Genomic DNA, 12,019 nt, shown 5'->3' on the forward strand with positions numbered 1-12,019 from the left:
CGAAGGGAACCCCAGGCAATGTCGCGCCCGGTGCTGACGGTCTGCGCGGAGCAGCGGGAGCCCGGCTCCTACCGCACGATCGGCGAAGCCCTCCAGGCTGCCCGCAGCGGCGCGGTGATCTCGGTCCGCCCCGGCCGGTACGACGAGAACCTGGTGCTCACCAAGGTGGTGAGCATCACCGCCGAGGACGTCCGGGGCAGTGTGCGGATCAGCCCGCGGCGCGGCTCGGTGGTCCAGGTGCTCACCGAGGCCGTCCAGCTCACCGGCCTGGTGCTCCAGGGGCAGGACGACGACCTGCCCGCCGTGGACGTCCCGCGCGGCCAACTCGCCATGCAGGACTGCGAGGTGATCGGCAACGCGTGGACCGCCGTGCTCACCCGCCAGCAGGGCGAACTCGCCATGCGCGGCAGCCGGGTGACCAACCCGGCCGGCGCCGGGCTGGTCGAGACCTCCACCGGTGCCAGCGTGATCGAGGACAGCGTCATCGAACACCTCGGCACCTCGGCCGTGGTCATCGGCGAGCGGGCCAACCCGACCGTACGGCGCTGCGTGCTGCGCGACGCGCGCGGCAACGGCCTGTGCGCCAACGGCGAGTCCCGCGGCCTGGTGGAGGACTGCGAGATCTCCGCCACCGACAAGCCCGCCGTCGCCCTGGAGGAGCAGAGCACCACCCGCCTGCTGCGCACCGAGATCCGGGACAGCGCGCTCGGCGTCTTCGTCGGCTCCACCGCCCGGGTCGTCCTGGAGGACTGCACCGTCACCGCCGTGCGCGGCCACGGCTACGTCCTCACCAACGGGACCGACCCGCTGCTGCGCCGCTGCCGGGCGGTCCGCCCGCAGGGCCACGGCCTGCACATCGCCGGCCGGGCCCGGGGCACCCTGGAGGACTGCGAGGTCACCGCCCCCGCCCAGGCCGGCATCCACGTCGGCGAGTCGGCCGGGCCCAGCCTGGTGCGGGCGGTGGTGCGCGACGCCGGGACCGAGGGCGTCGAACTCACCGGGGAGAGCTCCGCCGAGTTCGACCGGCTGGAGGTCCGCGACGCGGCCGGCGTCGGCATCGTGGTGCGCGAGGGCGCCAACCCGCTGCTGCGCCGCAGCACCGTCACCGCCGCCGGCGGCCACGGGATCGAGGCGCTGCACGACGGGCGCGGCCGGCTGGAGGACGTCACCGTCATCGACGCCGGCCGGCACGGCGTGCGGATCGCCGACGGCGCCAACACCTACCTCGGCGGCAGCCTGGTGCGCGGCAGTGGATCCTGCGGGATCTCGGTCGGCCCGGAGGGCGTCGCCACCCTGCGCGACGTCGAGTCCACCGACAACGCCCTCGACGGCGCGAGCGTCGAGGACGGCGGCGAACTGACCGCCACCCGCACCCGGCTGCGGACCAACCGGCGGCACGGGCTGCACCTGCTGCCCGGCGCCCGCGCCACCCTGACCTCCTGCCAGCTCGTCGACAACACCGTGGACGGGCTGCGCTCCGAGTCCACCGAGCCGGTCCGGCTCACCGACTGCGTGGCCGCCGAGAACCAGGGCGCCGGGCTGCGGCAGACCGAGCCGACCGAGCGCCTCGCGCTGGAGAACCTCGACAGCCGCGACAACCGCTCGCCCGACGCCCACGGCACCGCGGCCGTCGCCGCCACCGAGCCCGGCGCCGTCCCCGCCGTCGACGGCGCGGACGCCCCGGCCGAGGGGACCGCCGGGTCCGGCGCGGCTCCCGCCGCACCGCAGGGCCCGCAGGCCGTCCTCCAGACCCTGGTCGGCCTGAAGGGCGTCAAGGAGCAGGTCGCCACCCTGGTCAACCTCAACAAGCTGGCCCGCCGCCGCGAACAGGCCGGGCTGCCCGCCCTGCCGATGAGCCGGCACCTCGTCTTCGCCGGCCCGCCCGGCACCGGCAAGACCACCGTCGCCCGGCTCTACGGCGCGATCCTCGCCGAACTCGGCGTGCTGCGCAGCGGCCACCTGGTCGAGGTCGCCCGGGCAGACCTGGTCGCCTCGATCATCGGCGGGACGGCCATGAAGACCACCGAGGTGGTCAAGGAGGCGCTCGGCGGGGTGCTGTTCATCGACGAGGCGTACACCCTGTCGGCGGGCTCCGGCGGCACCGGGCCGGACTTCGGCCGGGAGGCCATCGACACCCTGGTCAAGCTGATGGAGGACCACCGCGACGACCTGGTCGTGATCGTCGCCGGGTACGAGGCCGAGATCCGCGAGTTCCTGGCCTCCAACCCGGGCCTGGCCTCCCGGTTCAGCCGCACCGTCGAGTTCCAGAACTACAGCGTCGACGAGCTCACCACGATCGTCGAACACGCTGCCGGCGGCCACGGCTACGAACTCTCCGAGGGCACCCGGGAGGCGCTCGCCGCGCACTTCGACCGGATGCCCAAGGGCGCCGACTTCGGCAACGGCCGGGCCGCCCGCAAGGTGTTCGAGGAGATGGTCGACCGGCAGGCCTCCCGGCTCGCCGAACTGGAGCACTTCGACAACGACGCGCTCACCCGGCTGCTGCCCGCCGACGTCGGCGAACAGGCCGCCGCGGCCGCCGCCGGCGAGGAACGGGCCGAGGAGCCCGGCCTGCTCGACCGGCTGCGCGCCATGGTCGGCCTCGCCGCCGCCAAGGAGCAGGTCGAGGACCTGGTCAACCTGACCAAGCAGACCAGGCGCCGGATCGAGGCCGGACTGCCCGCCGCCACCATCAGCCACCACCTGGTGTTCTCGGGCCCGCCCGGCACCGGCAAGACCACCGTCGCCCGGCTCTACGGCGAACTCCTCGCCGAACTCGACGTGCTGCCCTCCGGCCAGCTGATCGAGACCGCGCGCGCCGACCTGGTCGGCCGTTACATCGGCCACACCGCCCAGCTCACCCGGGACGCCTTCGAACGGGCCCGCGGCGGCGTGCTGTTCATCGACGAGGCGTACACCCTGACGCCCCGCAACGGCTCCGGCGGGGACTTCGGGCAGGAGGCCGTCGACACCCTGATGAAGCTGATGGAGGACCACCGCGACGAGGTCGTGGTGATCGTGGCCGGCTACCAGGAGGAGATGCGCGGCTTCCTCGCCTCCAACCCCGGCCTGGCCTCCCGGTTCTCCCGGGAGATCACCTTCGACCACTACGCGGACGAGGAACTCGTCACCATCGTCCGGGTGCAGGCCGAGACCGCCGGCTACACCTGCGCGCCGGAGACCCTGGCCGCGCTCGGCACCCTGTTCGGCGCCGTCCCGCGCGACCGCTCCTTCGGCAACGGGCGGTTCGCCCGGCAGGTGCTGGAGGCGATGATCACCCGGCAGGCGGGCCGGCTGTCCCGGCTCGACGTGGCGGACCTCGACGAGCTCAGCCTGCTGCTGCCGCAGGACATCCCGGTCGAGCGGATCGGCAGCTTCGCATGAGGAGGGCGTCCCGCGGCCGGGCGGTGGACGGACCGTCGGGCGGTCGGCTCCCGTCCGCCCGGCTCTCGTCCGCCGGGCCGTCGGCCGCCCGGCTCACGGCCGTCGGGCTGCTGACCGCCGGGACGCTGGCCTCCGGGCTGGTCCCGGCGGGCACCGCCGCGGCCGACGCCCCCGACGCCCTGCCCGGCGTCAGCCAGCAGCGGCGCGACGCGAGCGGACGGCCGGCCGGCTGCCTGCCGCCGTCCTCCAAGGGCACCCAGCTCACCCCCTGGCCGCAGACCTTCCTGCGGCCCGACCGGGTCTGGTCGCTCAGCCGCGGCGAGGGCGTCACCGTCGCCGTCCTCGGCTCCGGGGTCAAGGACGGCAGCGGCCTGCTGGCCGGCCGGCTCGACCTGGCCCCGCTGCCGGGCGGCCCCGACCCCGCCCAGGACTGCGTCGGCCACGGCACCTTCCTGGCCGGCCTGATCGCCGCCGACCAGCGCGAGGGCGCGGGCTTCGCCGGCCTGGCGCCGCGCGCCCGGATCCTCGCCGTCTCCGTCACCAACGACGCCGGAACCGCCTCGGCGGACCTGCTGGCCCAGGGCATCACCGCCGCCGCCGACCGGGGCGCGCGGGTCATCGCGGTCGCCGTGGCGCTGCCGACCGGCACCGACGCCCTCGCCGCCGCAGTCCGTACGGCGCGCGCCAAGGGCGCGCTGGTCGTCGCCCCGGCCGCCCCCGACACCGCGCCGACCGACGCCTCCGGAACCGTCAAACCCGGCCCCGCCTACCCGGCGGCCTACCCCGAGGTGCTCGCCGTCCGCGACCTCGCCCCCGGCGGCGTGCTCCCGGACGGCCCCTCGGCCGTCCCGGTCGGCGGCCGCATCGACCTCGCCGCCCCCGGGGACGCCGTCACCGGCCCCGGCCCGGCCCCCGGCGGCTACTACACCGGCGCCGGCCCCAGCTTCGCCACCGCCTTCGTGGCCGGCGCCGCCGCCCTCGTCCTCGGCTACCGCCCCGACCTGACCGCCGACCAGCTGGCCCAACGCCTGGAGGCCACCGCCTACCGCAGCCCCGGCCCCCAGTACGGCCACGGCACCGTCGACCCCGTCGCCGCCGTCACCCGCCTCGCCGCCCCCGCGGCCCCGGCCCCGCCCACCCCGGCGGCCGCCCCCACCATGCCCCCCGCCCCGCCCCCGAGCGACACCGGGACCCAGGCGAGCCTCATCGCGCTCTCCTCCCTCGCCGTCATCGCCCTGGTCGCGGCAGCCGGCGCCGTCGCCCCCCGGGCCCGCGCCCGAGGCTGGCGCCCGGGCCGGGCGGAGGAGAGCTGACGGGGCGGTCTTCGGCGGACGGCCCGGCCTACGCCCCGACCCATGCCCCGACCCATGCCCCGACCTATGCCTCGACCTGTCGGTAGAGCGTCACCAGGACGCCGTGCACCGGCTCGCCCTCCGGATCCTCCTCCGTCTCGTCGACCAGTGCGGCCAGCGCCTCGGCGAGCCTCGCCGCCTTGGCCGGGCTGAGCCGGAGGTGGCGCAGCGACAGCAGGTGGTCGACGGGTGAACGGTCCAACTCCTGGGCGACGGCGCCGAGCAGCGCGGCGGTGCCCTCGGCCTGCGGTTCGGCGACGAGGAGCCGCTCGGTGCTCCGCCGGTAGTACTTCTCGGTGCCGCCGCGCACCCGGCGCGTCCCCGCGTCCTGGACCAGCCCCGCCTCGCACAGCACCCTGAGGTGGTGGGAGACGCTGCCCTTGTTCACTCCCAGCTGCGCGGCGAGCCGGCTGATCGTCGACGGACGGCCGCCCAGGGCGAACAGCAGGCGCTGGCGCAGGGGGTGGGCGAGTGCGGTGTGCTGGAGGGACGTGTCGATCTGCTGGACGGTCTCGTCCGGTTGGTGGCTCACCAGATCAAGCGTTAAGTACGTTTGACGCTTTGGCAAGCCGCTGGTCTACTCCCTCCCATGACCTCCACCACATCGCCGTCCGCGCTGGACACCGTCGCTGCCACCGCCGCCGTCGTCGAGTCGATCGCCGACCTGGTCGCCGGGAACTACGTCTTCCCCGATGTCGCCCGGGAACTGGCGGGCCTGCTGCGGAGCCGGAGCGCCGAGGGCGCCTACCGGGCCGGATCCGCCGAGGAGTTGGCCGAAGCGGTCACCGCGGACCTGCGGTCCGTCAACGGCGACCTGCACCTGGCCCTCAAGCACCACGAGGTGCCGGTGCCGAGTGAGCGGGGCGCGGCGGTACTCGCCGCGATGCGGAGGGACTTCGAGGCCTCCCTGGGCGGCGTGCCGCGCGTGGAACTCCTCGACCGCGGCGTCGCGGTGCTGGAGATCGGACCCAAGATGTTCCCGCTGGACTGGGCCGCGCAACCGCTGGCCGCGGCGCTCTCCCTGGTGGCCCCCGCCGACGCCCTCGTCCTGGACCTGCGCCGCAACACCGGGGGCGACCCGGACACGGTCGCCTTCGTCTGCGGCTACCTGCTCGACGGCCGCACCCACCTCAACACCCTGCTCTCCCGGCAGGGGAAGGTGGCCGAGCAGTCCTGGACGCCCCCGTTCGTGCCGGGCGCCCGCTTCGGCGGCGGCAAGCCGCTCTACGTGCTGACGAGCGGGAACACCTTCTCCGCGGGCGAGGAACTCGCCTACGACCTGCAACAGCTCGGGCGCGCCGAGATCGTGGGGGAGGCCACCCGGGGCGGCGCGCACCCGCGCGAGGGCTGGACGGTGCACCCGCACCTGGAGCTGAGCGTGCCCGTCGCCCGCGCGGTCAACCCGGTCTCGGGCACCAACTGGGAGGGCACCGGCGTCCAGCCCGACGTCCGGTGCGACGCCGACGCGGCGCTCGACCGCGCGCTGTCCCTGGCCGTGGCGCGCCTGGCCTGAGCCCTCGCCACCCGCCGCCCCCCTCGGGCCCGGTGCCTACAGGACGACGAGCAGCTTGGTCCCCGGCACCAACTTCCGGTTGACGGAGGTCGACTGGACGAACACGGTGTACGACGGGTTGTCGCCCGGCTTCACCGTGGCCTCCGCCGCGGGCAGGCCGAGCAGCTGCCGGGCCGCGGGGCCGGAGAACACCCTGCCCGTCATCCGGCCGGTGGCCGGGTCCTTCTCCGCCACGGCGAGCTGCTTGGTGCCCTGGACCTTCTCGCGCTTGGACAGCTCGTAGAAGGCGCAGCCGGTCTTGTACGGGTGCCCGGAGCTGGTGACGAAGTCGCGGATCGGCATCGGCTGGTCGACCGGGACCAGGATGTACTTGCCGGTGTCCAGGGCGTCGAGGTTGGCCTTGACGTCGGCGGTGCTGAGGTCCTGGCCCATGGCGAACAGGTTCCTGGTGCCGCGCACGCCCTGCTCGCGGCCCCGCAGGAAGCTCGTGGCGGCCGACTTGACCGTGCCGATGGCCTCCTCGACGCCCTTGCTGGAGTCCGCGTCCCAGATCGCGATGTTGCCCGCCGGGAAGCCGTACTCCTGAGCGGTGCGCTTGGCCAGGGAGTTCGGGACCAGGATCGCCGACGTCCAGTGGTCGGGGAGACCGTCCATGGCGCCCTGGATGCGCTCCATCCACCCGCGCAGGACGGTGGCGCCCCGGCCGGAGGGCATCCGGGTGTGCATCTGGCCGGTCTCCGAGTAGCCGGAGGCGTTCTCCTCGCCGTCGGTGACGACGACCTGGAGGAACGAGTGCTCCCCGTACCCCTCCCAGATGTTCTTCAGGTCGTCGACGGACTTCACGGCCGCCTCGATCAGCGCCGTCGCGCCGGTGTCGACCTTGTAGAGGCCCCGCAGCGACGGCAGGTGCTTGACGTCCATGTCCCAGACCAGGTTCTGCACCTCGTGGTCGAAGGCGTAGAGGCTGATGCGGGTCTCGTGACCGAGCCGGTCGGACTCCTCCTGAAGCCCCTTCACGAACTCGTCCACCACCCGGACGAGCTGCGCCTCGTGCTGGCGCATCGAGCCGGACTTGTCGACCACCAGCGAGACGTGGTTGACCTTGTGCTTGATCCTGTTCGCAGCCATTGCTTCCGCCCCTTCTCCGACGCCCGTACGGCGTCCCCGGCGCCTCCCCGGCGCCCCTGCAACGTTGATCCCACACTACGAGGGGGGACTGACACCCTGTCCGGGCCTGGACCCGGGCCCGGGGCCGGTGACGGCGGGCCCAGGTTAATAAATGAACCACCATTTACTAACCTGGTACAGTCGGCCCTGAGAGGAGGGATCGATGCCACGACCCCGTGTCACCAGTGACACCGACATCCTTGCCGCCACCGGACGCGCCATCGGCGCCCACGGTCCCGGCAGGCTCACCCTGGCGCAGGTCGGCGCCGAGGCGGGCGTCTCCCCGGCGACCCTGTCGCAGCGCTTCGGGTCCAAGCGGGGCCTGTTGCTGGCGTTCGCCGCGAACGCCGCCGCGGAGGCCGCCGCGCCGTACCGGAGGGCGCGGGCCGAGCACGACTCGCCCCTGGCAGCGCTGCACGCCGTCGCCGAGGAGTTCGCCGGCCTCATGTCTACCCCCGAGGAACTGGCCAACCACCTCGGCATGCTCCAACTCGACCTGTCCGACCCCGAGTTCCGCGCCCACGCCGCCGCGCACACCCACGCGGTGGAGGCGGCCGTGCGGGAACTGCTCACCGAAGCCGTCGCGACGGGCGAGCTCCCGGCCGGCACCGACGTGCCGAGCCTCGCCCGCGCCGTCAAGATCACCACTGACGGCTCCCTGCTGCGATGGGCCCTCACCGGCGACGGCGATCCCGTCGCGCTGCTCCGCGACGACCTCGACCACCTGCTCAGGAGGACCTCATGACCTTCACCGCGACCGTCTTCATCGGCACCAGCCTCGACGGCTACATCGCCCGCCCCGACGACGACATCGAATGGCTGACCTCGCGCGGCGAGAAGGCCGGCGACCTGGGCTTCTTCGAGTTCCTCGACTCGGTCGACGCCGTGGTCATGGGTCGCAACACCTACGACAAGGTGATCGGCTTCGGCGAGGAGAACTGGCACTACGGCGACCGTCACGTGGGCGTCCTGAGCACCACCCTTCCCGAGGACGCCGACCCGCGCGTCACCGTCTACCGCGACCTGGACACCCTCTTCGCCGACCTCGACCGGCGCGGGATCGAGCACGTCTACCCCGACGGCGGGCGCCTCGTCCAGAGCTTCGTCCGCGCCGGTCGCGTCGACGCGTTCGTCATCAGCGTCGCCCCGGTCCTGATCGGGGCCGGCCACCGGCTCTTCGGCGAGCTGACCCACGACGTCCCGCTCCGCCTCGACTCGACTGCCGCCGTCGGAGGCTTCGCCCAACTGCGCTACACCGTGGAGAAGTAGCGGCTCGTCCGGCGCCCGGTCGAACCCGCCCGCCGGGTAGGGTACGTACCTGCCGATCCCGGCAAGTTCCCTCCTCCGCTACCACCTTGACGTTTGGGGCTACGGTGACCCACCATCCGGATTCCGTCGAATCGGCCAGGCAGCTCGCCGTGGGCTGGCGCGCCATGGTGCTCGACCGCGACGCCGGCGCGGACGTGCGGGACCTCCCCGGCATAGCCGTGCGCTGGGCCGACTGCCGGTTCGCGTTCTGGAACTGCGTCACGCTGACCGACGTCGGCGCGGATGCGGAACTCGTCGGGGAACGGCTGCGGCAGGCCGCGGACATCATGCGCGGCAAGGAACACCCGGGATTCCTCTGGCTGTTCGAGGACCTGCTCACCGACGAGGCCCGGGCGGCGCTGCCCACGGCCGCCGACGAGGCTGGCCTCCAGTTCGCCTTCCCCGGGACGGGCATGGCCGGGGACATCCTGCCCGTCCCGGAACCCGTCCACCCCGAACTGACCTTCGTCCGGGTGACGACCGACGAGCACCTGCGGGCCTACGCGGACCTCAACTCCCGTGGCTACGGCTTCCCCCTGGAGGACGGCCGCGACGGACTCCTCGGATCCGCCCTGTGGAAGAAGGGCGTCCACGCCTACCTGGCCCTGCGCGACGGCGTCCCGGTCGCCTGCGCCGGCACCGTGGAAACCGACGGCCGCCTCTTCGTCGTCCTGGTCGCCACCGACCCCCAGTGGCAGCGCCGGGGCTACGGCGAGGCGGTCACCCGCAAGGCCCTCCACGAGGGCGCCCGCGCCACCGGGCTGACCCGCGCCACCCTGCACGCGACCGTCGCCGGAGCGCCCGTCTACCCGCGCATCGGCTTCGAGGCGAACTCGCCGATCCACTTCTACGCCCTGAAGGCCTGACCCACGGGGCGCCTTCGACCCTGCTGCCCGGGCGCTGCCCTGACCTGCGGAGGTGCGACACCGGAACCCTGCCGTCACACTTGAGGTCGTCGGCGCGGCGGGAACGGTGGTCTCCCCTCGCCCGAGGATCGTGTCGGACTGTTCCGGCACGATCCGTCCACGGAAACGGGGTGAACGCGATGCCTCTCGAGGGCGAGTACGAGCCGAGTCCGGCGCAGTGGGTGCGTGAACAGGTCGAGCTGTACGAGAGTTCGGGCGGCACGCAGGGCGCGACGCTCTGGGAGACGGGCCTGCCGGTCGTCATCGTCACGATGCGTGGCGCGAAGAGCGGCAGGATCCGCAAGATTCCGCTGATGCGCGTGGAGCACGAGGGGCGGTACGCGGCGGTGGCCTCGAAGGGCGGCTTCCCGCGCCACCCGGCCTGGTACTTCAACCTCAAGGCCGATCCGCGGGTGGATCTCCAGGACGGCCCCGAGCGCTGGGCCATGACGGCCCGTGAGCTCACCGGGGACGAGAGGGACCAGTGGTGGCGGCGCGCGGTCGCCGCGTATCCGCCGTACGCCGAGTACCAGGAGAAGGCCCACCGCGTGATCCCGGTCTTCGTGCTCGAACCCGAGCACCTGGCCGGGTCGGCGAAGGATCCGGCGCCGGCCAGGAACTGAAGGAACCGAGCCTCGGGGCCCACCCGAACCGGTTGCCGTGCAGACGGCCGGCAACCAGTCGGCCCCGCCGTCCGGCTCGCGTGCCCGTCGCCGACCAGGCGCTACGTTGCGCCTGGTCGGCGACCGGCCGTGCCGTGCCGGCTACCCGACCGCGCGCAGGGCGTTGACGATGCCGAAGCCGTAAAAGCCGTTGACGCGCTCGCCGCCCGCGCAGGTGGCGTCCACGACGCCGTCGCCGTTCCCGTCGTACGGGGTGGCCGGACATCCCGGGTTGTCCGCCTGGGCCTTGAGCAGGGCCCGCAACTGGGCCGGGGTCGCCCGCGGGTGGGCGGACTTCAGCAGTGCGGCCACACCGGAGACGTGGGGCGTGGCCATGGACGTGCCCTGCTGGTAGCCGTACTGGTTGTTCGGCAGCGTCGACAGGATGCCGCCCTCCTTGGACGGGGTGTCCGCGGCCTGGTACATGTCGCCGCCCGGCGCCGCGACGTCGATGACGCCGAGGCCGTAACTGGAGTAGTACGACTTCGTGTTCCTGGCGCTGGTCGCGCTGACCGTGACGACGCCGGGCAGTTGTGCGGGCAGTTGCCGGCAGGTGTGCGGGTCGACCGTCCGGTTCGTCGGGGTGGAGTCGTTGGGGCTGCGGCGGTCGGTGACGGCGTCGGAGTCCAGGTCGTGGTTGGAGTTGGCCGCCCCGGCGACGTTGAGGGTGCCCTGACGCTGTGCGTAGAGCTGGGCGCGGTCGACCGCGTCGACGATGGCCTTCTGGTCGGGGTCGTCCAGGCAGTTGTACTGCCACGGGTCCACGTAGTAGCTGTTGTTGGTGATCTGTACGCCGTGGTCGGCGGCGAACACGAAGGCGCAGACGACGCTTTCGGCGTAGATCAGCTGGCGCGGGGTGGGCTGGGAGACCGTGATGCCGGAGACCCGCACGCCGGGTGCCACGCCCGCGACGCCGATGCCGTTGCGGGCCGCGGCTATCGTGCCCGCGACGTGTGTGCCGTGGAAGTGGTCCGGAGTCGCCGGCCGCCAGGAGCCGTACGTGGTGTCGGCCTTGCCGCTGACGCAACTCGCGGACTGCGACGGGGAGAAGTTCGCGGCGAGGTCCGGGTGGGTGTCGTCGACGCCGGTGTCTATCACGGCGACCGTGACGTCCCTGCTGCCCGGGTCGATCTCCGCGGCCTTGTCCGCGCCGATCGCCCGCAGGTCCCACTGATCGGCTTCGAGGGGTTCGGTGCCGGCGCCGGAGGCCTGCCCGATCCTCGTGGCCCCGGCCTCGGAGAGGTACCGCACCGCACCGTCGCCGGTCGTGCCCGCCGCGCTCAGCGGTGCGGTCCGCGTGGCACCCGCCGACCGCACTCCGCGCACCGCGCGCAGCCGCTCGCCGAAGCCGGGGTCGGCCGAGTGGGCGACGATGACGCCGATCCTGTCGTAGGTGACGACGACGGTGCCGCCGGCCGCGGTGACGGCCCGCTGCACCGCGGCGATCGTGTGACGGTCGGTTTCGGTGTTGATCACGTACGCCAGGGAGTTCGGGTCCTCGGCCTGCGCGGCGGACGGTATTCGGGGCGTTGCCGAGGCCGAGGCGGGGAGGAGTCCGAGCGAGGCGGTCAGCGACAGCACGATCGGTACGGCCAGGCCGAGCCGGAGTAAGGAACGTCGTCGAGCCATGTGGTCTCCGCATCATCCGTGTGGGGCCGGCCCGGTGACAGTGTGTCGGCCGGGCCGGGAGAGAACGGGTGGTACGGGAGTGAAGCTATCCCGCCGCCT

At 73.5% G+C, this 12,019-nt stretch carries 10 protein-coding genes; 7 read left to right on the top strand and 3 right to left on the bottom strand.

Features of this window, described 5'->3' with window-relative positions:
• Nucleotides 1-18 precede the first annotated feature (18 nt).
• Both ACZ7RU_RS14725 and ACZ7RU_RS14730 read left to right on the top strand, forming a co-directional pair.
• Complete coding sequence (locus ACZ7RU_RS14725; RefSeq protein WP_470341306.1) at nt 19-3,384, top strand: right-handed parallel beta-helix repeat-containing protein; 3,366 nt, start codon at nt 19-21, stop codon at nt 3,382-3,384.
• Nucleotides 3,381-4,697, top strand: coding sequence for a S8 family serine peptidase (locus tag ACZ7RU_RS14730; protein ID WP_470341307.1), 1,317 nt, complete (start codon nt 3,381-3,383; stop codon nt 4,695-4,697). The genes ACZ7RU_RS14725 and ACZ7RU_RS14730 overlap by 4 nt, the downstream gene beginning before the upstream one ends.
• 64 nt (nt 4,698-4,761) lie before the next feature.
• On the opposite strand, the gene ACZ7RU_RS14735 is transcribed toward ACZ7RU_RS14730, so the two are convergent.
• Nucleotides 4,762-5,268 (bottom strand): ArsR/SmtB family transcription factor, encoded by a 507-nt coding sequence (locus tag ACZ7RU_RS14735; RefSeq protein ID WP_470341308.1) that lies wholly within the window; start codon nt 5,266-5,268, stop codon nt 4,762-4,764.
• A 57-nt stretch (nt 5,269-5,325) separates the two neighbouring features.
• Here ACZ7RU_RS14735 and ACZ7RU_RS14740 point away from each other — a divergent pair, with 57 nt between their 5' ends.
• The gene (locus tag ACZ7RU_RS14740) at nt 5,326-6,249 is read left to right on the top strand and encodes a S41 family peptidase (RefSeq protein ID WP_470341309.1); all 924 of its coding nucleotides are present in this window, start codon (nt 5,326-5,328) and stop codon (nt 6,247-6,249) included.
• 36 nt (nt 6,250-6,285) lie between these two features.
• Here ACZ7RU_RS14740 and ACZ7RU_RS14745 read toward each other — a convergent pair whose 3' ends face one another.
• Complete coding sequence (locus ACZ7RU_RS14745) at nt 6,286-7,377, bottom strand: vWA domain-containing protein (protein WP_470341310.1); 1,092 nt, start codon at nt 7,375-7,377, stop codon at nt 6,286-6,288.
• Nucleotides 7,378-7,579: 202 nt separating this feature from the next.
• Between ACZ7RU_RS14745 and ACZ7RU_RS14750 the strand changes: the two genes are divergently transcribed.
• From ACZ7RU_RS14750 to ACZ7RU_RS14765, 4 genes are all read left to right on the top strand, one after another.
• The gene (locus tag ACZ7RU_RS14750; RefSeq protein WP_470341311.1) at nt 7,580-8,161 is read left to right on the top strand and encodes a TetR/AcrR family transcriptional regulator; all 582 of its coding nucleotides are present in this window, start codon (nt 7,580-7,582) and stop codon (nt 8,159-8,161) included.
• The gene (locus ACZ7RU_RS14755) at nt 8,158-8,685 is read left to right on the top strand and encodes a dihydrofolate reductase family protein (RefSeq protein WP_470341312.1); all 528 of its coding nucleotides are present in this window, start codon (nt 8,158-8,160) and stop codon (nt 8,683-8,685) included. Before ACZ7RU_RS14750 ends, ACZ7RU_RS14755 begins: the two co-directional genes overlap by 4 nt.
• Before the next feature lie 164 nt (nt 8,686-8,849).
• Nucleotides 8,850-9,590, top strand: coding sequence for a GNAT family N-acetyltransferase (locus tag ACZ7RU_RS14760; protein WP_470341563.1), 741 nt, complete (start codon nt 8,850-8,852; stop codon nt 9,588-9,590).
• A 179-nt stretch (nt 9,591-9,769) separates the two neighbouring features.
• Nucleotides 9,770-10,252 (top strand): nitroreductase family deazaflavin-dependent oxidoreductase, encoded by a 483-nt coding sequence (locus ACZ7RU_RS14765; protein ID WP_470341313.1) that lies wholly within the window; start codon nt 9,770-9,772, stop codon nt 10,250-10,252.
• Between the two features lie 141 nt (nt 10,253-10,393).
• Here ACZ7RU_RS14765 and ACZ7RU_RS14770 read toward each other — a convergent pair whose 3' ends face one another.
• The gene (locus ACZ7RU_RS14770) at nt 10,394-11,920 is read right to left on the bottom strand and encodes a S8 family serine peptidase (protein WP_470341314.1); all 1,527 of its coding nucleotides are present in this window, start codon (nt 11,918-11,920) and stop codon (nt 10,394-10,396) included.
• Between the last annotated feature and the right edge of the window lie 99 nt (nt 11,921-12,019).

The sequence above is a fragment of the Kitasatospora sp. NPDC114501 genome (assembly GCF_055633695.1).